Here is a 23,021-nt window from a genome sequence, read left to right as displayed (position 1 = left end):
AACGCGTCATCCCGGGGCGCGCGTAGCGCGAGCCCGGGATCCATAACCACAGGATTACGTTGGGCGAGGACTCGGAGTGACCACTTCGCGCCACAACCACTCCCTGTGGTTATGGGTCCCGGGCTCGCTTCGCGCCCCGGGACGACAGCGATGAACGACACCCTTACGGCTTCGCGTCGCCTGCATGCAGCACCGCCTTGCAGGCAGCCGGCATCTGCGCGAGCGTCATCGGCGGCTTCGGCTTGGGCGGCTCCGACGGCGGCTTGGGGTGCAGCACCGCGTCGGAGAACCAGTAGGCGAGATCGGCGGGCTTGCAGCCTTCGTCCTCGGCCTGTGACGGCTGGCCCTCGCATTCGCCGGCCCCCGCCGGGCAGCGCATGCGAATGTGGAAGTGGTAGTCGTGGCCCCACCAGGGCCGGATCTTCGACAGCCATGCGCGATCGCCCTTGGCCTCGCGGCACAGCGCCTTTTTGATCGCGGCGTTGACGAAGATGCGCTGCACGGCGGGCTCCCGCGCCGCATCGCGCAGCACCAGCACGTGGCCGTGTGTGAACACCTTGGGGTCGATGTCGAGCCGGTCCTGGCGCACCATCATCACCGCCGACATCTCCTCGCGCTCCTCGCGCGAGAGCCGGCGGTCCGGCATCGGCGTCAGCCAGATGTCGGCGTCGAGACCGATCTGGTGGCTGGCATGGCCTGACAGCGCCGGCCCGCCGCGCGGCTGGGCGATGTCGCCGACCAGGATGCCGGGCCAGCCTGCGTCTTTGTGCGCTTTCGCGGCGAGCCGCTTGATCAGCGCGATCATGTCGGGATGACCGTAGCTGCGATTGCGCGACAGCCGCATCACCTGCCAATGATCGCCGTTCACCGGCATCTGCTCCGCGCCGCCGATGCAGCCCTTGGTGTAGGAGCCGATGACATGGGCCGGCCCCTTCGACGGCAGCAGCTTTCGCGCGAACAGTTCCTTCGCGGCGAGATCGGGGTCGTTGGGATTGGCGAGCGGCGGCAGCGGCTTCGGGTTGATGCTGCCCTTGTCCTGGGCCAGCGCGCCACCGGCGCCCAGGCAGACCAACGAGAGCAGGAGGAGGGTGATGCCGCGGCGACTCATGCTGACGCTCTTATAACCCAATGCTGCACCAGGGTTAAGGACGAGGCGACGAGCCCGCCACCGGCGCACCGCCGCGCGTCCGAATTGCCTTGACCCGCCGTTTCTTAACGGTGCAATAACCCTATCCTGCATTGACCAAAATTCGTGCGCGGTGCGAGAAAGTTCTGCGGCTCGCATGCAATCGCGCGCGATTTCGGAACCGATTCAGGCGCGCGCGCATTTTTGCGCCAGATCGCTCCTTGATTGCGGCGCATCACTCAGTCTGATGGCGCCTGCCGCCGCTCGCCACGCCGCGCAAACAGGCAGCAAGCGCCCCGCGCCCGGACCGCGGCCGGGCAGGATTACTTTTTTTTCAGACACTTGCCCCAAGACTTTCCGACCCAACGGCTTGCGGCCGCTGGGCGCGACTGGGACGGGTAAAGTTGATTTTGGGGTCTCGAAAGCCAAGAAAGCGAAAGCGCAGCGTGCTGGCCCGTGCCGGCCGGAAGGCGCGCAAGCCGCGTTTCGCGCGCGCCTCGCGCGCGCTGTCCGAACGCGACGAAGTCCTGCGCAGCCGCGCCGAGGCGGAAGCTGCGATCGCGGAGGCGCGCAAGTCGCACGAGCGCCTGCGCCAGGCGATCGATATCCTGCCGCAGGGCATCGTGTTTCTCGATGCCGAAGGCCGCTACGTCCTCTGGAACAAGAAATACGCCGAGATCTACAGCAAGACCGCCGATCTGTTCGAGGAAGGCGCGCGCCTCGAGGATACGTTGCGCATCGGCGTCGCTCGCGGCGACTATCCCGACGCCATCGGCAATGAAGAAGCCTGGATCGCCGAGCGCCTGCGAAAGCTCTACAAGCCCGGCGCGCGCCACGAGCAGAAGCTGTCGGACGGCCGCGTCATTCTGATCGACGAGCGCTTGACCGATGACGGCGGCGTCGTCGGCCTGCGCGTCGACATCACCGAGCTCAAGCAGCGCGAGGCCTCGTTCCGCCTGCTGTTCGACGGCAATCCCGTGCCCATGATCGTCTGCGCGCTGGACGACGAGCGCATCCTCGGCGTCAACGATGCCGCGGTCGCGCATTATGGCTACAGCCGGGCCGAGTTCGAGCGCTTGCAGATCCGCTCCTTGCAGGCCTTCGACAGCGAGCCGCCCTGGACCACGGGCCGCTCCGGCGAGGATCAGGCCGGCCGCACCTGGAAGCACGTCAAGGCCGACGGCGCGCTGATCGACCTTGCGATCTATTCCCGCGAATTGACTTATGCCGAGCGGCCCGCGGTGCTGCTCGCGCTGATGGACATCACAGAGCGCAAGCGCGCAGAGGCGCGGCTCGCCTTCATGGCCCAGCATGACGGGCTGACCGGCCTGCCCAATCGCAGCCTGCTGCGGCAGCAGATGGACGAGAAGCTGCTGCACACGCGCCGCGGCGCCGAGAAGGTCGCGGTGCTGATGCTGGGGCTCGACAATTTCAAGGCGGTCAACGACACGCTGGGGCACGCGGTCGGCGACAAGCTGCTGCGCGGCGTCGCCAAACGGCTGCGCTCCACCTTGCGGGAAGACGACGCGCTGGCGCGGCTCAATTCCGACGAGTTCGCGATTCTGCAGAGCGGGCTGGCGCGCCCCGAGGACGCGGTGCTGCTGGCCAAGCGCCTCCTGGAGGCCATCGCCGATCCCTATCTGCTCGACGGCCATTCCGTGGTGATCGGCGCCTCGATCGGCATCGCGATGGCGCCGGGCGACGGCGAGGATTCCGAAAAGCTGCTCAAGAGCGCCGACATGGCGCTGTCGCGCGCCAAGCTGGACGCGCGCGGCAGCTTCGCCTTCTTCGAGGCCGCACTCGATGCGAAGGCGCAGAGCCGCCGCAAGATCGAGGTCGAGCTGCGCGACGCGATCCAGAACGACGTGCTGCGGCCGTACTACCAGCCGCTGATCGACCTCTCGAGCGGCCGCATCACCGGCTTCGAGGCGCTGGTGCGCTGGCCGCATGCCGAGCGCGGCATGGTGTCGCCGGCCGAGTTCATTCCGGTCGCCGAAGACACCGGCCTGATCAATCCGCTCGGCGGGCTGATGCTGCGCCGGGCCTGCCTCGACGCCGCGGCCTGGCCGGACGACGTCCGCGTCGCCGTCAACCTGTCGCCGCTGCAGTTCCGCAGCGGCAATCTGCTCTCGATGGTCACTGAGGCGCTGAAACATTCCGGCTTGGCGCCGCGCCGGCTCGAGCTCGAGATCACCGAGACGCTGCTCCTGGAGAAGAGCGCGCAGGTGCTGGCGACGCTGCATGCGCTGCGCGCGCTCGGCGTGCGCATCTCCATGGACGATTTCGGCACCGGCTATTCCAGCCTCAGCTATCTGCGCAGCTTCCCGTTCGACAAGATCAAGATCGACCAGTCCTTCGTGCGCGATCTCGCCGCCAACCGCGAGGCGCAGGCGATCATCCGCTCCATCGTCAGCCTCGGCAAGGGCCTTGGCGTCACCATCACCGCCGAAGGCGTCGAGACCGAAGCCGAGCTCAGCTGCCTCCGCGCCGAAGGCTGCCATGAGGGCCAGGGTTTCCTGTTCAGCAAGGCCCGTCCGAATGCGGAGATCATCGGCCTATTGGCCGCACAGCGCGGCATCGACGGGAACGAGGACGCGGCGCTGGTGGCGTGACCGGCGCCCTCGCAGCGCAACCGGTGACGAATTGCTCGCGTTACTCGTGGGCGCCATGCCGATGATGCAGGCAGGCGTACGGCGCATGCCGATGCAAGGCAAGTCACGACCGCTCTGTTTCAATCCGCTGAAGTGATCGGCATCTGGTGGGGCTCAAACCGCGGCGATTGGCAATTGCCATTCTCAAGTTTCAAAACGGCCCCAGCCGCAGGATGGGGTAACAGCCGGGGCCGGCATTCCCATTCCAATGTGCCGCATCGGCGGTGGGCGGCACTCTTCAAGTTACGCATACGGAAGCTAACAAACTATTTTGTTTCGCACTCACCCCGCGAGGGCCGCGGTTGGTTTCGTGATACCAGGCTCGCGATCGGGTGGTGAGCCAACCGAGCAATGTTCGAAATGATCGAGCGGCGCATCGTTGGCCAAATGCTCCCAATATTCAGCTTCCGCGAGCAGTTTCCAACCTCGATCCGGATGACGCGCGGCTGTCTGACGGCACAATAATGCCATCGCGCGCAGGCGACCCGCAGTATCCATCTCACTCCTCCCATTATTCTTGTTGATTGCACCCTATTTTCTTTTTTTGCGTCGGAGTCATTACGATTATGTCGCAAAACTAATTTCCACTTTTCGGGACGCGACTCGACTTTCGTTGCGGCCTCAAATCGCGCTTCGAACACAACTGGCGCAATCCAGCTTGTATGGGGTGGAGCAAAGCGGAACCGTCAAGCTTCATGCTTACAAATCAGAACTGGCAAGCACGACGAGATACCCGCACTCGTGGGTATCGCAAGAGCTCGCCCCCGCCTGCGAGCTGCTTGGGAGTGATCGGATCGGCGACTGGGCCAGCGTCGCGCAGCGAGGCGTGGAATAGACCCAAGGCCTTTTGCATGGTTCGAGATCGGATTTATGACCTGTTGGCGAAGCCTGAGGCGCGACGGCAGAAAGAATGAGACGAGCGCAATCCTGCGCAGCCATTGCCAATGCGTCGACCAGCCCTAGGACCGGTCTATCAGCACGCGCTCCATGATGATCGTGCGTCGCAAGTGACTGATGCTGAGCCTGCCTGACAGCGCGGCAACCCACGATCTGGTCAACGATCCGTCACTCGATCACCTCGTCCGTCAGCACGAGAATGGTGGGCGGTATCGTCACGCCGAGCGCACGCGCGGTCTTGAGATTGACGGCCAGCTCGAATTTGGTTGGCAGCTGGATTGGCATATTTGCCGGCTTTTGTCCCTTCAGGATCAGATCGATGTAGCCCGCAGCGCGGCGGAACAGGTCGCCGATGTCGGCGCCATAGCTGATCAGAGCGCCGGCATGCGCGAACTCCCGCTGCTGGCCTATGACCGCGATCTTCATGTCGAGGCCGATGCGGCAAATTTCGTCCTGCATCGCGGCAGTCATGTAATCGCGAATGACGATCACGGCGTTGCCGCCCGCGTTCGCGAGCACGTTGAATTGCTCGGCAACCGCTGCCGGCGATGCGCTCGTCAGTCCGAGGCGCACCGGTTCCAGCCCGGCGCGTCGTGCTTCCTCGATGGTTTGCGCGCCCCAGGCGCTGAAGGTCGGGTCCGTCGCATTGTTCAAGACGCCGATCCGCTTCAGCGCGGGCAGGATCTCGCGGATCATCTCGATGCGCTTGGCCGACATCTCCTCGCCGAACGCGGCGAAGCCGGTGAGACTGCCGCCCGGCCGCGCGAGACTCTGAAACAATTCAGGGTCGCTTTGCACCGCAGGCAGCGCCACGGCGACGACGGGAATATTGGTTTTCCTGACCATCGCGCGTGCTGCGGCCGGGCCGGGCGAAAGCAGGACGTCCACTTGTCTGGCCACGAGGTCGTCGATCAATGCAAGGCCCCGCGACACATCGCCGGCCGTCGAGTGGGCCTCGATGACGATGGTGCGGCCCTCCACGTAACCCAGCTCGGCCAGCGCCTTCCGGAACGGAACGAGCGTCGCATTGTCGATGTCCGGCGTGGCAAATCCGACGAATCCCACGACCGGAACGCGTTTTTGCGCCAATGCTTCGCGCGCCGATATCGCCGTAATCGCCAAGAAGCCGAGAAACGCCCGTCGCCTCATTTAGCCTCTCGCGACCTCAGAACGATCTGATCACAGAGGCAATGCTACACCAATCCGATCGCGGTCAGAAAGTCCGGCCATCGAGGCAAGGCTTGGCAGAGTTGCTCACGAGCTGGCGGCAGGCCCAAGTTTAGGCAGATGTGCTTGGTGAGACCAGGCTTGGCCGTCCACGCCGGTGAATCCCATAGCTTCCCAGAACCGCACAGCGCCGGCATTTCCTGCGTGGACGGTGACAGTTGCGACCTTGCCCGCAGCTTCTTGCAGCAAGGCGTTCGCGATGGCCTTGGCGACGTTGCGTCTCCTGTAGTCCCGGTGCACGTGAAACCGCCGCATCCGCCACATGGGTACCGGCGCCGGTGCAGGCTCGTCGGTGATCGCGCCGATGCCTGCCAATCTGCCATCGAGGTGGCAGGTGAATATGGCGTGAAACATGGCTCGATCAGTTGCGAACTCCGCATCCAGACGGGTCATGTGCGCGTGTCCATCTGCCTTGGCGTCGGCCTCCAGCGCGGGAAATCTGCGGGAAGAGCGTCGACGGTCCGTTCAAGGGAAATGATCGTCATGACGCAATTCGTTCCCGCAGCTGGAAGACTGAGCAATCAAGCAAGTTTGGCGAGGATGTCCTGGATGAACGGATCCTTGGCGACCAGGTACTGTTGAATGCCCGAGCCATTCTCGCGCTCGAGCCCCAGTTTCAGATTCTGATATCTCAACCGGTCTCCCGGATGCCGACGCAGATGATCCCGAAATTTCAGCATCCGTGCGATCTGTGGATGACCATCGAGACACACGTGAAGCTTGTGAGTCCGGGTGCCGTCGACGTCCCGCTTGAAGAAATGATGGCCTGTAGAAAGGTCGCCGCCACGGCGATAGCCGAGAGTCGCAAGTAGACGGCTCCAATCCTCCAGCCCGCTGTCCGACCGGACCACGGCAAGCACGTCAATCTCAGCCTTCGCCGCCAGTTCGGGCACAGCGGTGCTCCCGACGTGATGCATGCCGATCAACGCCGAGCTGAAAACAGGCTTCAGCCGCTCCTCTTCCGCCGCGTATTGCTGCGGCCAGGTCGGATCATAAGGCATGATGGGGCTGGTGAGCGGCATGTCTGACCATAGGCGCAAATGCGAACGCGGCCTGGAGGTCACCGTCCGGACTGGGATCGGCGCCGGCAGGGATAGCGACACGATTGCCGCCGCGCAGCAGGACGATGGGCTTCGCAACGGCTCCGCCCATCGCGCCTGACCTGCCTGATCTCACGCCGCCTTGGTCAACACCTCGGTCAACCAATCCGGCTCGACGATCATGACCGAGTGGCCGGACGTGGTGTTTTCGAGGACGGTCCAGGAGTTGTCCGCCTTGCACTCCGCCGCGGCCTTGTCCATGGCGGCGAGCTGGAATTTCGGCAGGCGGATGTAGGTTTTCTTGGCGACCTTTTCGCGCGCGCCAGAGAGCTTGACCGGCTGCAGGAATGTGCCGACGGGATGCGGAGTGACCTTCGACAGCACCCAGGCCACGTCCTTGGGATCGTTGAACGCGTTCGGAGGGACCGCCTTGGGCGCCGGACGGCTGATCGCACCCTCTTCGATCGGGAAGGGGACAAGGTCTCGAAACGACTGGCCGTCCGCGGGCTTGATGGCATCGACCCAGACGATCGACGAGACCCGGCTTCCGATGCGCTCAAGCGCGCCCGATGCCGGACAGCCCCCATAGGAATGGGCAACGAGGCAGATGTCCGTCAGGTCCTCCCATTCGACGAGATTGACTATGTCGGCAATGTGGGTGTCGAGGCTGATGTCCTTGTTCAGCAGGTGCGAGCGCTCCGCCAACCCGGTCAACGTCAGCGGATAGACGCGATGCCCCAGCTTTTGCAGGCGTTCCGTGACGCGCTGCCACGACCAGGCGCCGTAATACGCGCCGGGAACGAGCACATAGGTTTTCTGGCTCGATTGGGCATGGGCCGGACTGGTGAATACGCCCGATGCGAATGCGGAGGCCGAGCCGGCTGCAGCGCCAAGGCTGCCAAGGAGTCTGCGACGTGTGATGCTTGAACGGACCATGAAATAACTCCGTTGGATCGAATGATTGATAATTAAAAAGTGCACGTGAATGATCGTGCGGGGCTCATCCTAGGGAAAATGACGGCCAACGCCAATGTCGCGTTTGGGTCCCGGGCAAAGCCGAGACGAGCGGTCCGATCTAGCGTCCAGATACCGCGACTGGAGCGCGATCCGGAGAAATGTGCAGCTATACGGCGAGCGTAGCAGCCGGCCTGAGAAGCGCCACGATCCCAGGCCGGCGCCGGATGGATTCACTTGGTCTTGTCGCCCATGTGGTGCGGCGTCGACGTGTTGGGTCCCCCGGTGTAATGGTGGCCGCCCGATGCCGCGTTCGCCGAGCTTCCGGTCGTTTCTTTCTTGCCCATGTGGTGCGGCACTTCCGTCTTGGGTCCGCCGCTGTAATGGTGGCCGTTCTTTTCCTTGTCCGTGGTCTGCGCCATCGCCGGCGCCGCCAGCAGGCAAACGACGCCAACTGCGGCCAAGACTGTCTTCGTGATCATGTCCATCCTCCAGAATTGTGAAGGCTGCATCATAAGAGGCGGCCGAAGGTGCCGCCTTGAGAAATGTCAGGGTGCGTCGAAGTCCGTACTATGCCCATGCGGGGCAAGCGACGACGGCTCCGGACCTTGATGTGAATCAACTCTGATGACCGCCCCGCCGCTAGGCTCCTGATAGCCGCAGGAGCGTGCCATGACGGTGCAAGACCATTCCGGTTTTCGAGAGCGCCCGCAAGCGGGCATGTCCACCAGGGCCAAGGCTGGCCTGGTCCTGCTGGGATTCCTGATCGTCGCCGGCGCGCTGCTCTTCACCGAGCACCAGGCCCACGTGCTCGGGCTTCTGATCTGGCTGCCCCTTATCGCCTGTCCGCTCATGCACATCTTCATGCATGGCGGACACGGCCACCATCACGGTAATGGCCAGCCGAACGACCAAAGGAGCGTGTGATGCACGACGCCGCGCCGGCGTATGGTCTCTGGAGCCTCGTCATCGTCAACTCGGCGGTCTTCATTCTGTTCGCCTACAGCTTCTTCAAGCCGCAGACCTCGCGTGACTGGCGCTCCTTCGGCGCCTTCAGCGCATTCCTGGTGGCGCTGTTCGTGGAGATGTACGGTTTTCCGCTCACCATCTATTTCCTTTCGGGCTGGCTGCAATCGCGCTACCCGAACGTCGATTGGTTCTCCCACGACGCCGGCCACCTGCTCGAGATGATGTTCGGCTGGAAGACCAATCCGCATGCCGGCCCCTTCCACGTTCTCAGCTACATCTTCATCACCGCCGGCTTCATCCTGATCGCGGTCGCCTGGAGGGTGCTGTACGAGGCGCAGCAGACCCGGAGCCTCGCCACCACCGGCCCCTACAGCTACGTCCGACATCCGCAATATGTCGGCTTCGTGCTGGTGATGTTCGGCTTCCTGCTGCAATGGCCGACAATTCTGACGCTGGCGATGTTTCCGGTGCTGACCGTCATGTACGTGAAGCTCGCCCGGGACGAGGAGCGTGAGGCCCGGATCGAGTTCGGCGAGGCCTATGCGCGGTATGCCGCGCAGGTGCCGGCGTTCCTTCCCCATCTCAACCGGCGACCCGGCCAGGGCTCTTCCGGCGGCTACCGTCACGGCTGACCTTCGCGCGAGGAGATGCCGGCAAACGGCACTGGCTTGAAAGGACGTCGATGAGCGTGCCCGTCTTCACCGCGAAGGCATTGACCAAGACCTACGTCTCCGGCGAGGTGATGGTGCATGCGCTCAACGAGGTCGACCTCGGCATCGCCGAGAAGGAAGTGGTCGTTCTGCTCGGCCCCTCCGGCAGCGGCAAGACGACGTTGCTCAACATCATGGGCGGTCTCGACCGGCCGACCAGCGGCCGGCTGTTCTTCCGCGATCTGGATCTGACCGATCTCGAGGACCGCGAGCTGACGAAGTATCGCCGCGACCATGTCGGCTTCGTCTTCCAGTTCTACAATCTGGTACCGAGCCTCACGGCCTACGAAAACGTCGCGCTGGTCACCGAGGTCGCCAGAAACCCGATGCGGCCCGCCGACGCCCTCGCGCTGGTCGGGCTGGAAGAGCGGATGCATCACTTTCCCGCCCAGCTCTCCGGTGGCGAGCAGCAGCGCGTCGCCATCGCGCGCGCGATCGCGAAGCGTCCGGCGGTGCTGCTCTGCGACGAGCCGACCGGGGCCTTGGATTCGAAGACCGGCATCCGCGTCATCGAGGTGCTGCTCGGCGTCAACCGGCAGCTCGGGACCACCACGGTCATCATCACCCACAACGCCAGCATCCAGGAGGTCGCCGACCGGGTGCTGTTCTTCGCCGACGGCCGCATCTCCCGCATCCAGACCAACGAGGCCCGGCGGGAGGCCGCCGAGCTCACCTGGTGACGACATGAAAGTGCTCGACATCAAGCTGTTTCGCGACGTCAGGCGGCTGTGGGCGCAGGTGCTCGCCGTCGCGCTGGTCGTCGGCGGCGGCGTTGCGACGCTGGTGCTCGCGGCGGGTTCTCATCGGTCGCTGGAGGAGACCCGGACCGCCTACTACGAACGCTATGGCTTTGCCGACGTGTTCGCGCAGGTGAAGCGCGCGCCGAAGGCGCTCGCCGACAGGATCGGCGAGATCCCTGGCGTCGCCGCTGTCGACACCCGCATCGCCAAGCTGGCGCTGCTGGACATTCCAGGCTTCTCCGCGCCCGCCAGCGCGCAGTTCGTTTCGCTGCCCGACAACGGCGAGCAGCATCTCAATCGGCTCTACATCCGATCCGGGAGGCTCCCGGAGCCCGGACGTTCCGAAGAGGTCGTCGTCAACGAGCCGTTCGCCCGCGCCCACGGCTTCTCGGAAGGCGCGCGGTTCTCCGCCATCCTCAACGGCAGGAAGCGCGAGCTCGTCATCGTCGGCACCGCGCTGTCGCCCGAGTTCGTCTACACCGTCGGCCCGGGCGACCTGATGCCGGATGACCGCCGCTACGCCATCGTCTGGATGTCGGAGAAGGCGCTTGCCGGCGTCTACGATCTCGACGGCGCCTTCTCGGCCGTCGCGGTCAAGCTGCAACCGGGAGCCTCCGAGCGCGAGGTGGTGCTGCGGCTCGATGCCTTGCTCGATGCCTATGGCGGGCAGGCGGCTCATGGGCGCAAGGACCAGACCTCGCATGCCTGGCTCGATCACGAGCTCGACATGCTCAACAACATGAGCCGCACGCTGCCGCCGATCTTCCTGCTGGTGGCCGCGTTCCTGGTCAACCTCACCCTGACCCGGCTTGTCGCGCTGGAGCGCGAGCAGATCGGCCTGCTGAAGGCGTTGGGATATTCGGACGGCAGCATCGTGCTGCACTATTTCAAGTTCGTCGCCTTCATCGTCGTGATCGGCATCGTGCTCGGCGGCGTCGCGGGCACTTGGCTCGGGCTGCGCGTCACCGCGCTGTTCGGCGACTTCTTCCACTTTCCGTTCCTGGTGTTCGCGAAGGCACCTGATCTCTACCTCACCGCGGGCGCGCTCAGCGCCGCGGCTGCGGCGATCGGCGCATTCCGGGCGCTGCGCGAGGTGGTGAAGCTGCCGCCGGCCGTCGCCATGCAGCCGCCGGCTCCGCCGGTCTATCGCCGGCTGCTTCCTGCGCGTATCCAGCTCGACCGGATCGTGTCGCAACCGACGCTGATGATGATCCGCAACATCGCCCGGCATCCGGTCCGCGCCGCGTTCACGACGCTCGGCATGGCGCTGGCCACCGCGATCCTGGTCGTCTCGCTGTTCACGCGCGATTCGATGGAGCACCTGATCGACGTCACCTACTTCCTCGCCGACCGCCAGGACGCTTCAATCGGTTTCGCCGAGAAGCGGATTGCGAACGTGGTGGAGCAGGTGAACCGGCTCCCGGGCGTGCTCGCCGCCGAGCCGTTCCGCGAGGTGCCCGTCCGCATCCGCCATGGCAGCATCGAGCGGCGGATCACGATCAGCGGGCGGCCCGCTGGCGCCGATCTCAGGCGCATCATCGACATCGACCTGCGGCCTGTCGTGCTTCCCGAAACCGGCCTCGCGATCTCCGGCATGTTAGCCCACATCCTCGGAGTCTCGCCTGGCGAAACCGTCGAGCTCGATCTCCTGGAAGGCGCCCGCCGCACCGTGACGATGCCGGTCGTGGCCACCGTCGAGGACTATTTCGGCATCCGCGGCATGATGGATATCGAGGCGCTGCGCAAGCTGATGCGCGAGGCGCCGGTCGTCAACAGCGTCAACCTCAGCCTCGACGGCAACAGGGCGGAGGACTTCTACGCCGCGGTGAAGTCGATGCCGACCGTCGGCGGCGTGGCGCTGCAGCGTGTGTCGCTGGCGAACTTCCGCAAGACCGTCGCGCTGCTCGTCACCACGATGGCCAGCATCTACACCGGGCTTGCGGCCGTGATCGCGTTCGGCGTCGTCTACAATAACGCCCGCATCTCGCTGTCCGAACGGGCGCGCGAGCTGGCGAGCCTGCGCGTGCTCGGCTTCACGCGGGGCGAGGTGCTGCGCATCCTGCTCCTGGAGCTCGCCATCCTCACCGCCATCGCCCAGCCGCCCGGCTGGCTGATGGGCTATGGGCTGGCATGGGTGATGAAGACCAACCTCGCCGGCGAATTGATGCGCGTCCGCCTCGTCGTCGAGCATTCGACATACGTTGTCGCCACCTCCGTCGTGGTGCTGGCTGCCATTGCTTCCGCCGCTGTCATTCGAGAACGCATCGACAAACTGGACCTCGTCGCGGTCCTCAAGACGCGAGACTAGCCATGCCCGCCAACTGGACCAAACGTATCATCGGCGCCGCGCTTCTGGTCGCGATTGCAGGAGGGCTGGCCTGGTTCGCCTGGCCGCGGCCGGTCCTGGTCGATCTCGCGACGGTGGCGAAGGGACCGATCGAGGTCACGGCTGACGACGACGGCAAGACCCGCGTCCGCCACGTCTACACCGTCTCGGCGCCGATCGCAGGCAAGGTCCTCAGGATCTCGCATCCGCTCGGCGAGCACGGACCTTCGCTCCATGTCGGCGACGAGGTGATCGCCAACCAGACCGTCGTCGCGTTGATGCAGCCGACGCTGCCGGGCTTCATCGACGCGCGCTCGCGCGACCAGCTCCAGGCCGAGGTCCTGGCTGCCGATGCTGCCATTCAGCAGCAGGAGGCGGAGGTGCAGCGGATCGAAGCCGCGCTCGAATTTTTCAGGACCGAATTCCAGCGGGCGCAGACCTTGCTGCGCACCCAGTCCGTTTCCGCCCAGGCTTTCGACAAGGCGAAATTCGAGGTCGCCAGCAACGAGGCCGCGTTGGCGAGCGCCAAGGCCCAGGTCGAGATGCGTCGCGCCGTGCGCACGAGTCTTGCAGCGCGTTTGATGGATCCGGCCAACGCCGCGCCGTCCGCGGAGCCGATGTGCTGCATCCGCGTGCTGGCACCTGCAAGCGGACGGGTGCTGAAGATCATCCAGGACAGCGAGACGACGGTCTTGCCCGGAACGCCGCTGGTCGATATCGGCAACCCGCTCGACCTCGAGGTCGTCGCCGATCTGCTTTCGACTGACGCCGTCCAGATCAAGGTCGGTGCGCCGGCCCGCATCGACAATTGGGGCGGGCAGCCGATCAAGGGCAGGGTGGTCCGCGTGGACCCGGCCGGCTTCCTGAAGGTCTCTGCGCTCGGCATCGAGGAGCAGCGCGTCCGCGTCACCATCGACTTCACCGATCCGCCCGAGGCGTGGGCCTCGCTCGGACACGACTATCGCGTCATCGTTCACGTCTCCACCTGGAGTGCTGAGGACGCGTTGACCGTGCCGGTGAGCGCCCTGTTCCGGACAGGGGAGCAATGGGCCGTGTTTACCGACGAGAACGGCCGCGCCAAGATGACCCTCGTCCAGATCGGTCACCGCAACGGCCGGATGGCCGAGATTTGGTCAGGACTTGCCGCCGGAGACCGCGTCGTGCTGCACCCGAGCGACCGGATCGCCGACGGGATCAGGATCGCGCCACGAGACGCGGAATAGATATGGCAGTAAGGGCTCTTGCCGAACTGCCGCATCCTCATCTTGCCTTACTTCTGCTTCTCCGTCAGCCTGCGTTGACGCGGGGGGCATCGAAGTAGTCGTCTTCTTGTGGCTGCCACATCAAATGGCACCAGGCTCAAGAGCTGGTTCGCGCGATACTTTCCCGTAACATTGTTGGTAGAACTTGTTCGACTGATTGCGGCGGGATCCCAAGCTCGGAAAATCCTGGCATTCCCACCGACGCTATGTTGTCGATCTGCATCAACTCCACCTGATTCCGGGTGACGGGTGGCCTTGGAAGCAGCTCCGAAATCCATCCTGCGACATGCCAAGCAGTAAACGGTACTGGAATGAGCACGGGACTGCGGCCGGCTGCGTGCGCGACGGTTCTGAGAAGCTGTTCGTACGTGTAGATGCGAGGACCAGCGCATTCATATGTGATTGCGTTTGTTTCTGTTCTCAGAAGCGCTCTTGTGATCGCGTCGGCCACATCGTCAACATAGGCCGGCTGCAATCTCGTCAATCCGCGGCCGAACATCGGATAGATCGGATATCGGCGGAGCAGCTTGAGGATGATGGTGAGAAACGCGTCATCCGGGCCGAACATCACCGCCGGGCGAATCAGCGTAGCCTCAGAAAATACTGCGCGGACCGCGAGTTCGCCTTCGCCACGCTTGCGAATATAGAGGGACGGCGAAGTGGCGTCGGAGCCGATACCGGAAACGTGGATGAGCCGCTTGACGCCAGCTCGATGTGCCTGGGCCGCCAATCGCCGGGCTGATTCCACATGCACGGAATGAAAAGTCTCCTGACCGTGTTCGACATAGAGGCTGACCGTGTTGATGGCGCCGTATGCACCATCAACAACAGCGGCTATCGAACCCTCGTCGCGTAGATCGACATTCACAGATTGGAGGCGTGGGTCGTCGTGACCAAAAAGCAGTCTGCCCCGTTCGGGATGTCTTGATGCAATCCGAACCAAAAACTCAGGTGCCCGGAGCAGGTGTTGAACAACGCGGCGGCCGAGAAACCCCGTTCCACCGAACACCGTAACAAGGCGATTATTTGCGGCCGCCATGGCGCATCTCGTACTGAGATCGTCTCAGGCAAGGCATGGCCAGCGCAGACCGCAGGCTCGTCGGTCATCTATTGCACACGGTCGCGAAGGTCGGTCACGCCTTCCTTCTGGGCGCAGTGGTCGCAGCAATAATAGGTGCCGCTCTTTTCCAGACCGTGCCCCACGATGCGCGTTCCGCAATGCTTGCACGTTGGCGCCAAGGCATGAATTGCGCACTCGAAGCTGTCGAACGTGTGCGCCTGGCCGTTCATCACCACCTGAAAAGCCTTGTCATAGTCATTGCCGCAGGTTTCGCATGTCGACATTGTGCCTCCTTCACGCCGCGCGGCGTTTACGAGTTTGAGCAGCCTTCTTGGCTGACCTGGAACGTTCATCGGCCGGTCGGCCGGCTGACGCTTTTCCGCCAAGCCTGCCGCCCTTGCGTGACGGCGAAGTGTCTTCTTCGGTGCCTCTGCCGGACCCGCTCTTCTTGCCGCCATGGGTTTCTTTGTTGACGGTCGCCCAGGCCCGCCGTTCGGCTTCCTTGTCGGGTACACCTCGGGCTTCGTAGCCTTCCTCGATGTGTTCGGCCTGTCGCTTCTGCTTATCGGTGTAGCTGCGTTTGTCTCCGCGTGGCATCACGGCCTCCCTCTCTGCAGGTACATCTCCTCGCGCTACGAACGGCGGAGTTCATCAATTGTTCCTATTCGACCTGTGGTGCTGGCCTGTTTCCGACCTCAGTGGCCTAATTTGAAAACAGCAATAGGCCTAATTTCCCCATTCACGAACGATTCAGCCTCCGGGGCGTTTGCTGTGGCGCGCCTAAGGAGGAGGAAGCAATGAGGTACGCACTAGCGGCCAAGGATTGCTGACCGCGTTCGCAGGACCGACCTCGGCTGATCCATGGAAGGACGAGAGCGGTAAGGGAGCGTTTTCTTTTGTGGCCCGTTTTGATTTTCAGAGTGGCTCATTTCGGCCAGCACCCGACCTGACTTACCGCAGATCGTCCAGGAGCCAATGTGCGCCGCCCGCTGAAACACTTCAGTTGGCATCCAGAGGGCAACTGAGAGACGGGATTTAGTCGATTGGTCAAACCGTCAACTTGCGCTACGCCTTTCAAAAGTCCGAGGATGTTCGCGATCTTTGCCAATGCAGTTTGCCGACCGCGGCGAATTGTTTCGCCGGCATTCCCGCACAGGCCCCGGAAGCCGACGGAAACCCGTCACCGATGTGGCGCGCGGATCCCGACATCGAAGGCTAATCGGCGGGCGGTCGAGATGTTGCGTGCTGTGGACGCTAGCCTCACGCCCGTTGCGATGATGCCATTCTGCCAGTGCTTTGCCCGACGGGTCAAACCGACTTCGCAAAATCAAAAAGCTCGTGGAATGGGTAGAGTGAAGCGAACCCGTAAAGCACCATCCTCGCGATCGAGCGCCATGCCTGCCATCTTCCCGGTAGCACGCTATCGGCTGGCTCTAACTTTTTTAGCGCATTGACGGCCGGACCATGTCGGCATGGGTCGGCCTCGATCGTCCTTGGGAGGACACGCCCCGGACGTGCCGGAGATGACCCGGCACACGTGACGTGATTTCGTCAATTCGAACCGTCGAAAATCGAACTGGAGCAATACCCATGAGGATCACCGTCGAAACCAGTGTCGCAGCCCCCATCGATCAGGTCTGGCAGGCCTATACGACGCCAGCCGACATCGTGAAGTGGAATGCCGCGTCCGACGACTGGCATACGACCAGGGCAACGGTCGACCTGCGGGAGGGCGGAGACTTCTCGTCTCGGATGGAAGCCAAGGACGGCAGCATGGGCTTCGACTTCGCCGGCACCTACACCAAAATCGTCGAACACAAGCGGATCGAATATGCGTTCGGCGATCGCAAGGCCGAGGTCGAGTTCGTACCCGGCCCGAAGGGCGTCGTTGTCCGCGTCGTCTTCGACGCCGAAACGACGCACTCGGAGGAGCAGCAGCGGAGCGGCTGGCAGGCGATCCTCGACAATTTTGCGCGGTACGTCGAGGCGAAGAAAGTGTGATCGTTTAGGGGAGCGGGCGTGCTGACGGGCTGCCTGCATCACGCACCCTCTCCGATGTTGCCACCTTACCCCTGTTTTGCCCGACGGAGCAAACCGACTTCGTAATATCGAAAAAAAGCACAGTGCCGCCAATGGGGCGGCTACTGTGCATGGGGTTGTTTTCGCATTTTTTGTTTGCCGCCCGGGAGAGCGCCTGTTTGCCGTCCCCGGAGACCGGGCCGGCCCGTCCCGAGCCCTCGCCTCAGCTATCCACCTTCAGCGCGGCAATAAAAGCTTCCTGCGGGATGTCGACCTTGCCGAACTGCCGCATCTTCTTCTTGCCTTCCTTCTGCTTCTCCAGAAGCTTGCGCTTGCGCGTGATGTCGCCGCCGTAGCATTTTGCGGTGACGTCCTTGCGCAGCGCGCGCACCGTCTCGCGGGCGATCACCTTGCCGCCGATCGCCGCCTGGATCGGGATCTGGAACATGTGCGGCGGGATCAGCTCCTTCATCTTCTCGACCATGGCGCGGCCGCGTCCTTCCGCGCGGGTGCGATGGACCAGCATCGAGAGCGCATCGACCGGCTCGGCATTGACCAGGATCTGCATCTTGACGAGGTCGGCCGGCTTGTAGTCGGTGAGGTGATAGTCGAACGAGGCGTAGCCCTTGGAGACCGACTTCAGGCGGTCGTAGAAGTCGAACACCACCTCGTTGAGCGGCAGGTCGTATTTCACCATGGCGCGGGAGCCGACGTAGGTGAGCTCCTTCTGTGCGCCGCGGCGGTCCTGGCACAGCTTCAAGACGCTGCCGAGATATTCGTCGGGGGTGAGGATCGTGGCCTCGATCCAGGGCTCGTCGATCTCGGCGATCTTGACCACGTCGGGCATGTCGACGGGATTGTGGATCTCGATCTCCTGGCCGTCGGTGAGCTTCATCTTGTAGATGACGCTCGGCGCGGTCGCGATCAGGTTGAGGTCGAACTCGCGCGACAGCCGCTCCTGGATGATCTCGAGGTGCAAGAGGCCGAGGAAGCCGCAGCGGAAGCCGAAGCCGAGCGCGGCGGAGGTCTCCATCTCGAAGGAGAAGCTGGCGTCGTTGAGGCGCAGCTTGCCCATCGCGGCGCGCAGCGTCTCGAAATCGTCGGCGTCGACCGGGAACAGGCCGCAGAACACGACCGGGATCGCCGGCTTGAAGCCCGGCAGCATCTCGGCGACCGGCTTCCTGTCGTCGGTGATGGTGTCGCCGACGCGGGTGTCGGCGACTTCCTTGATCGCGGCGGTGATGAAGCCGATCTCGCCGGGGCCGAGCTCCTCGACCTGCTGCATCTTCGGCGTGAAGAAGCCGACACGCTCGACGTCATAGGCCGCGCCGGTGCCCATCATGCGCACGCGCTGGCCCTTCTTCATGGTGCCGTCGACGATGCGCACCAGCACGACGACGCCGAGATAGACGTCGTACCAGCTATCGACCAAGAGCGCCTTCAGCGTCGCATCGCGATCGCCCTTCGGCGGCGGCAGGCGGGTGACGATGGCCTCCAGCACGTCCGGCACCCCGAGACCGGTCTTGGCCGAGATCATCACCGCGTCGGAGGCGTCGATGCCGATGACGTCCTCGATCTGCTGCTTGACCTTCTCGGGCTCGGCCGCGGGCAGGTCGACCTTGTTCAGGACCGGGACGATCTCGTGATTGTTGTCAAGCGCCTGATAGACGTTGGCGAGCGTCTGCGCCTCGACGCCCTGGCTGGCATCGACCACCAGCAGGGAACCTTCGCAGGCCGCCAGCGACCGCGACACTTCGTAGGCGAAGTCGACATGGCCGGGCGTGTCCATCAGGTTGAAGATGTAGTCCTTGCCGTCCTTGGCGCGGTAGGCGAGGCGCACCGTCTGCGCCTTGATCGTGATGCCGCGCTCGCGCTCGATGTCCATGGAATCGAGCACCTGCTCCTTGCCCGCCATCTCGCGGTCGGAGAGGCCGCCGGTCATCTGGATCAGGCGGTCGGCCAGCGTCGATTTGCCATGGTCGATATGGGCGACGATGGAGAAATTGCGGATGTTGGAAATGGGGACGGTCGTCATGGGCGCGGGATACCACTCACGCCGCGGTGCGGCAACCATTCCCTTACCCTCCCACGTGGACAGGGGGCTCCCGCCATCGATTTCGGAGAGGGCCTCTGCTAGTTTTCCGGTTTTCTGTCATGGAAACGGGCGATGCGCTGGAAGCTTCTTTCCGCCTTGTTGTTTGCAGCATGTTTTGCCTTCCCGGCAGCCGCCGAGAGGCGCATCGCGCTCGTCATCGGCAATTCCGCCTACCAGAGCGTCTCTCGGCTGGAAAATCCCCGGAATGACGCGCTGCTGGTGGCCGAGACGTTGCAGAAGCTCGGCTTCACGCTGGTCGGTGGCGGCGCCCAGGTCGAGCTGGACAAGGCGAGCTTCGACGCCGCGGTCCAGCGCTTCGGCAACCAGTTGATCGGCGCGGACGTCGCCCTGTTCTATTACGCCGGCCACGGCATCCAGGTCCGCGGCACCAATTACCTCGTGCCGATCAGCGCGAACCCGACGCGCGAGACCGACGTCGATTTCCAGATGGTCGATGCCGCTTTGGTGCTTCGGCAGATGGACGGTGCAGGAACCAAGCTGAACATCGTCATTCTCGATGCGTGCAGGAACAACCCGTTTGGCGGACGGGGGTTGCGCGCCTCCGATGGCGGCCTGGCGCAGATCCGGGCGCCAGAGGGAACGCTGCTCTCCTATGCCACGCAGCCCGGCAACGTCGCGCTCGACGGGGCCGACGGTCATAGTCCTTACACGAGGGCACTGGTCGAGACGATGCAGCGCCCCGGTCTGGACGTGCTCCAGACGTTCAATCAGGTGGGACTCGCCGTCAAGCGCGCGACCGGTAGCAACCAGCAGCCCTGGGTTTCCAGTTCACCTATCGATGGATCGTTCTACTTTGCAGGCGCGCCAGCAGGGCAGGTCGCGACAGTCAACGTGCCCGCACCGGTCACGGCGCCTCCTGCGAATCTGCCGCCACCCGCAGCTCCGGTTGCGAGAACCCAATCGGACTTCCTGTTTCCGGATTCGGATAGCCGGCTGCTTGCCGATGCTGATCTGAGGGCGCTGGGCAAAGACGATCTGCGCCTTGCGCGCAACGAGATCTTTGCGCGGCGAGGGCGCTACTTCAACTCGCCCGATCTGACCGCGAGGTTCAGCAAGTTCGCCTGGTACGCGCCCCACACCTGGGACCCCCAGCTGAACGCCGTCGAGAAGGCGAATGTCGCCTTGATCGATCGTTATGAAGCCGGCGGGCCGGCGCAAAGCGGCTTCATCTTTCCCGATTCGGATCGGCGGCTGCTGACGATCGCAGACCTGCGCGGGCTTTCCAAAGACGATCTCCGTATCGCGCGGAACGAGATATTCGCGCGGCGCGGACGATATTTCGAGGCGGCGGATCTCAAGGCCCGTTTCGAACGTTTCTCGTGGTATTCGCCGAATTCATGGAATCCAAAGCTCAATTCGATCGAGGAGGCGAACGTCGCGCTGCTCGATCAGGCTGGCAAGCGTCGATGACGATTGCGTCGCGGGCAGCACAAGCTATCGTCGTTTTAGTGGCTGTGTCCGTCCCGGCGGGCGCCCAGACCCGGACCGAGCTTCTCGACCGGCTGGTACGTGCCTATCCCGATTTCCTCTCAAGCCACGACGGCAAGCAGATCTTTTGGCGCGACGGCACCGCGATGCCGGTAGATGATGGCATCGACGACAAATCGTTTGATCAGCGGCTGCGCGATGCCTCGATTCTCGACCAGCTCCGCTTGCCCTATTCTGTCGGCGCCTCCGCGCCGCCCGCAGTGAACGCCGATCCCGGAAGATTCCGGAACGAAGCGTTCTTCAAGAAGATGTATGGCGACTGCCGCAACGGAGCGGTACAGCGCAATCTCGTGACCATCACCTGGCTGCCGCGGTCATGGGGGAAGGCGGTCCAGGTGACGCGGACCAATGGTGTGGCCGACCGGCTCAAGGAGGTGTCCGCGGAGATCGACAAGCTCGATCCGGCGTTGAGGGCCGCGGCCTTTCCGATCGCCGGTGTGCTGTCGTGCCGGCCTGTTGCGGATACCGGCAAGATGAGCATGCATGGCTATGCCGCCGCGATCGACCTGAACCTGAAATATTCCGACTATTGGCTATGGGCGGGCCGCGGAAAATCCATCCCCTACAAGAACAGGATGCCGCAGGAGATCGTCGACATCTTCGAGCGCCACGGCTTCATCTGGGGTGGGAAATGGTATCACTACGACACGATGCATTTTGAATATCGCCCGGAACTGCTGATCCGGTGATCCGCATTGTTTCCGTGCGCTGGGCGGTCACTCATTCACGCCAAGCTGATTTCACTCAGGCACAAAACGCGCTACGCAAGCGCCCATGTCCACGCCTTCGATCTCTTCTTCCCGACCGCGCGCAAAGACCCGCCTGAGCTTTGACCGCTTCCGGGCCTTCCTGGTTGCCTGCGCGACCCGCCCCGAGGCACGATTGTGGCTGGTGATCCAATTCGCCATCCTGCACGCGGTGCTGTGGACCTTCATCCTGATCAATCTGAAGGCGGCGCAGGACGTTCACATGGACGTCGCAGAAGCCTGGGGCTGGGGCCAGAAATTCCTCTGGGGCTATGGCAAGCACCCGCCGCTGTCGGGCTGGGTGGCCGGCCTCTGGTTCAAGGCGTTCCCGGCCGCGGACTGGGCGACCTATGCGCTGGCGATGGCAATCGTGAGCGTCGGCATGGTGATCTGCTGGCTGATCGCCTTGCGCGTGGTCGATGCACGCCGCGCGTTCCTGGTCGTGGTGATGATCGCGCTCTACCCGATCTTCAATTTCAAGGGCTTCAAGTACAACCCGGACCTCCTCCAGCTCGTCACGCTGCCGCTCCTGGTGCTCGCTTATCTCAACGCCTTCGAGAAGCGGAGCTGGCAATCCGGAATCCTGCTCGGGCTTGCCGGCGCGCTGGCGCTGATGACCAAGTATTGGGTGCTCACCATGATCGGTGCGATTGGCCTCGCCGCGCTGATCCATCCCGACCGGTTGCGATTCCTGTCGTCGCCGGCGCCATGGGTGGCGATCGCTACGATGGTCGCGGCGATGATCCCACACCTCGTCTGGCTGGCGGATGCGCATTTCGTGCCGCTGACTTATGCCGGCGATACCTACAGCCTTCAGGACAAGGCCCAGCTGCATCAGCTCGTCGCGGGCTATGTGCTGCATAATTTCGCGCTGCTGGCCTTGCCGGTGGCGCTCGCGGCGCTGGCCATGGCGCTGGTACCGCCATGGGTCAAATTGCTGCTAAGTGCGCCGTTGCGCATCGTCACGCGCGCCTGGGCGCGCGGCGCCAATGCAGGGGTCAATGTCTCGCAGGCGCTGAATGTCTGGATCGTCCAGGTCATCGTCGCAGTCGGCCCGCCGCTCGGCGCGCTCGCCTTCAGCATCTACATGAAAACGGATTGGGGCATCTCGCTGTTCTTCCTGGTGCCGCTCGCACTGGTCGCGATCCCGACGCTGCGCGTGCAGAACGCCGCGCTGTTCAACATCGCCGCGATCTGGCTCGTGCTCAGCGCCGCGACCCTCGCCGCTTCGCCCTGGATCGCTGCGCGCGAGATGGCGGCCAATGCCGGCAATGCACAGATCTATGGCGCGCGCTCGGAGCTCGCGCGCGAATTGACCAAGGCCTGGCACACCCGCTTCGGCTCGCGCTGGGCCGTCGTTGCCGGCACGATGGAGCAGATCCAGCCGCTGGTGTTCTACAGCCCGGATCATCCGGCCGCGCTGCTGCCGCTGGAGGCCTGGGATTCCGGACTGACCTCGCGCGACGACGCCAAGGCGTACGGTTTCATCGGCGTGTTCGATCCGACCGACGAACGCCTGCCCAAGTTCGAGAGGTGGGTGTCTGAGGTCGCGCCCAACGCCGAGCGCATCGTGATGACCACGCGCCGCTTCACCAACGGCAAGGCCGGCCCGTCGATGAGCTGGAACATCTACATCGCGCCGCCGGGGAAGTAGTGGTTCAACCTTGCGAGCGTTCCACGGACAAAGCGC

The 23,021-nt window shown here is 63.8% G+C and carries 22 protein-coding genes; 11 read left to right on the top strand and 11 right to left on the bottom strand.

All coding sequences use genetic code 11. The features are described 5' to 3' along the window. Nucleotides 1–163: 163 nt before the first annotated feature. On the bottom strand, nucleotides 164–1,108 hold the full coding sequence (gene mepA, locus HZZ13_RS13825) for a penicillin-insensitive murein endopeptidase (protein ID WP_197960118.1): 945 nt from the start codon (nucleotides 1,106–1,108) through the stop codon (nucleotides 164–166). Nucleotides 1,109–1,572: 464 nt separating this feature from the next. Here mepA and HZZ13_RS13820 point away from each other — a divergent pair, with 464 nt between their 5' ends. After that, entirely contained in the window at nucleotides 1,573–3,738 is a 2,166-nt protein-coding gene (locus HZZ13_RS13820; protein WP_197960117.1) for an EAL domain-containing protein, read from the top strand. A gap of 321 nt (nucleotides 3,739–4,059) precedes the next feature. On the opposite strand, the gene HZZ13_RS13815 is transcribed toward HZZ13_RS13820, so the two are convergent. From HZZ13_RS13815 to HZZ13_RS13800, 4 genes are all read right to left on the bottom strand, one after another. Beyond that, the gene (locus tag HZZ13_RS13815) at nucleotides 4,060–4,275 is read right to left on the bottom strand and encodes a hypothetical protein (RefSeq protein ID WP_197960116.1); all 216 of its coding nucleotides are present in this window, start codon (nucleotides 4,273–4,275) and stop codon (nucleotides 4,060–4,062) included. Nucleotides 4,276–4,842: 567 nt separating this feature from the next. Further along, on the bottom strand, nucleotides 4,843–5,823 hold the full coding sequence (locus tag HZZ13_RS13810; RefSeq protein ID WP_197960115.1) for an ABC transporter substrate-binding protein: 981 nt from the start codon (nucleotides 5,821–5,823) through the stop codon (nucleotides 4,843–4,845). A 105-nt stretch (nucleotides 5,824–5,928) separates the two neighbouring features. Further along, nucleotides 5,929–6,294, bottom strand: a complete 366-nt coding sequence (locus HZZ13_RS13805; protein WP_246504404.1) for a GNAT family N-acetyltransferase — start codon at nucleotides 6,292–6,294, stop codon at nucleotides 5,929–5,931. A 128-nt stretch (nucleotides 6,295–6,422) separates the two neighbouring features. Then, nucleotides 6,423–6,923, bottom strand: a complete 501-nt coding sequence (locus HZZ13_RS13800) for a GrpB family protein (protein ID WP_197960114.1) — start codon at nucleotides 6,921–6,923, stop codon at nucleotides 6,423–6,425. Between HZZ13_RS13800 and HZZ13_RS13795 the strand changes: the two genes are divergently transcribed. Beyond that, nucleotides 6,922–7,062, top strand: coding sequence for a hypothetical protein (locus tag HZZ13_RS13795; protein ID WP_197960113.1), 141 nt, complete (start codon nucleotides 6,922–6,924; stop codon nucleotides 7,060–7,062). The genes HZZ13_RS13800 and HZZ13_RS13795 overlap by 2 nt on opposite strands. An 11-nt stretch (nucleotides 7,063–7,073) precedes the next feature. Here the strand turns inward: HZZ13_RS13795 and HZZ13_RS13790 are convergent, their stop codons facing one another. Further along, nucleotides 7,074–7,877, bottom strand: a complete 804-nt coding sequence (locus HZZ13_RS13790; RefSeq protein WP_197960112.1) for an alpha/beta fold hydrolase — start codon at nucleotides 7,875–7,877, stop codon at nucleotides 7,074–7,076. Nucleotides 7,878–8,128: 251 nt separating this feature from the next. Next, complete coding sequence (locus tag HZZ13_RS13785) at nucleotides 8,129–8,377, bottom strand: hypothetical protein (RefSeq protein WP_197960111.1); 249 nt, start codon at nucleotides 8,375–8,377, stop codon at nucleotides 8,129–8,131. A gap of 190 nt (nucleotides 8,378–8,567) precedes the next feature. Between HZZ13_RS13785 and HZZ13_RS13780 the strand changes: the two genes are divergently transcribed. From HZZ13_RS13780 to HZZ13_RS13760, 5 genes are read left to right on the top strand one after another with little or no spacing between them, the layout of a single operon-like run. Further along, entirely contained in the window at nucleotides 8,568–8,822 is a 255-nt protein-coding gene (locus HZZ13_RS13780; protein ID WP_197960110.1) for a DUF2933 domain-containing protein, read from the top strand. After that, a complete protein-coding gene (locus tag HZZ13_RS13775) occupies nucleotides 8,822–9,496 on the top strand; it encodes a methyltransferase family protein (protein WP_197960109.1) in 675 nt (224 codons plus the stop codon). The genes HZZ13_RS13780 and HZZ13_RS13775 overlap by 1 nt, the downstream gene beginning before the upstream one ends. Before the next feature lie 50 nt (nucleotides 9,497–9,546). Then, on the top strand, nucleotides 9,547–10,254 hold the full coding sequence (locus tag HZZ13_RS13770; RefSeq protein ID WP_197960108.1) for an ABC transporter ATP-binding protein: 708 nt from the start codon (nucleotides 9,547–9,549) through the stop codon (nucleotides 10,252–10,254). A 4-nt stretch (nucleotides 10,255–10,258) separates the two neighbouring features. Further along, complete coding sequence (locus tag HZZ13_RS13765; protein WP_197960107.1) at nucleotides 10,259–12,622, top strand: ABC transporter permease; 2,364 nt, start codon at nucleotides 10,259–10,261, stop codon at nucleotides 12,620–12,622. 2 nt (nucleotides 12,623–12,624) lie between these two features. Further along, nucleotides 12,625–13,863: an efflux RND transporter periplasmic adaptor subunit gene (locus HZZ13_RS13760; protein ID WP_197960106.1), complete on the top strand. Its 1,239-nt coding sequence runs from the start codon at nucleotides 12,625–12,627 to the stop codon at nucleotides 13,861–13,863. 136 nt (nucleotides 13,864–13,999) lie between these two features. Here the strand turns inward: HZZ13_RS13760 and HZZ13_RS13755 are convergent, their stop codons facing one another. From HZZ13_RS13755 to HZZ13_RS13745, 3 genes are all read right to left on the bottom strand, one after another. Beyond that, nucleotides 14,000–14,941, bottom strand: a complete 942-nt coding sequence (locus HZZ13_RS13755; protein WP_197960105.1) for a complex I NDUFA9 subunit family protein — start codon at nucleotides 14,939–14,941, stop codon at nucleotides 14,000–14,002. A gap of 68 nt (nucleotides 14,942–15,009) precedes the next feature. Continuing rightward, nucleotides 15,010–15,246 carry a metallothionein gene (locus HZZ13_RS13750; RefSeq protein WP_197960104.1) on the bottom strand — a complete coding sequence of 79 codons (237 nt, stop codon included), beginning with the start codon at nucleotides 15,244–15,246 and terminating at the stop codon, nucleotides 15,010–15,012. A gap of 10 nt (nucleotides 15,247–15,256) precedes the next feature. After that, the gene (locus HZZ13_RS13745) at nucleotides 15,257–15,559 is read right to left on the bottom strand and encodes a plasmid stabilization protein (protein ID WP_197960103.1); all 303 of its coding nucleotides are present in this window, start codon (nucleotides 15,557–15,559) and stop codon (nucleotides 15,257–15,259) included. Nucleotides 15,560–16,552: 993 nt separating this feature from the next. On the opposite strand from HZZ13_RS13745, the gene HZZ13_RS13740 reads away from it, so the two are divergent. Further along, the gene (locus tag HZZ13_RS13740) at nucleotides 16,553–16,963 is read left to right on the top strand and encodes an SRPBCC family protein (RefSeq protein ID WP_197960102.1); all 411 of its coding nucleotides are present in this window, start codon (nucleotides 16,553–16,555) and stop codon (nucleotides 16,961–16,963) included. A gap of 241 nt (nucleotides 16,964–17,204) precedes the next feature. Here the strand turns inward: HZZ13_RS13740 and lepA are convergent, their stop codons facing one another. After that, nucleotides 17,205–19,016, bottom strand: a complete 1,812-nt coding sequence (lepA, locus tag HZZ13_RS13735; RefSeq protein ID WP_036014191.1) for a translation elongation factor 4 — start codon at nucleotides 19,014–19,016, stop codon at nucleotides 17,205–17,207. Nucleotides 19,017–19,148: 132 nt separating this feature from the next. Between lepA and HZZ13_RS13730 the strand changes: the two genes are divergently transcribed. The 3 genes from HZZ13_RS13730 to HZZ13_RS13720 all read left to right on the top strand — a co-directional run bounded on the left by HZZ13_RS13730 (nucleotide 19,149) and on the right by HZZ13_RS13720 (nucleotide 22,985). Continuing rightward, a complete protein-coding gene (locus HZZ13_RS13730; protein WP_197960101.1) occupies nucleotides 19,149–20,507 on the top strand; it encodes a caspase family protein in 1,359 nt (452 codons plus the stop codon). Continuing rightward, nucleotides 20,417–21,274 carry a M15 family metallopeptidase gene (locus HZZ13_RS13725; RefSeq protein WP_311972635.1) on the top strand — a complete coding sequence of 286 codons (858 nt, stop codon included), beginning with the start codon at nucleotides 20,417–20,419 and terminating at the stop codon, nucleotides 21,272–21,274. The genes HZZ13_RS13730 and HZZ13_RS13725 overlap by 91 nt, the downstream gene beginning before the upstream one ends. An 85-nt stretch (nucleotides 21,275–21,359) precedes the next feature. Then, the gene (locus HZZ13_RS13720) at nucleotides 21,360–22,985 is read left to right on the top strand and encodes a glycosyltransferase family 39 protein (protein WP_197960100.1); all 1,626 of its coding nucleotides are present in this window, start codon (nucleotides 21,360–21,362) and stop codon (nucleotides 22,983–22,985) included. Nucleotides 22,986–23,021 lie beyond the last annotated feature (36 nt).

This window comes from Bradyrhizobium agreste (genome assembly GCF_016031625.1).
In the GTDB taxonomy this organism is placed as follows: Bacteria; Pseudomonadota; Alphaproteobacteria; order Rhizobiales; family Xanthobacteraceae; genus Bradyrhizobium; species Bradyrhizobium agreste.
This window is presented reverse-complemented; position numbering and strand designations above follow the sequence as displayed.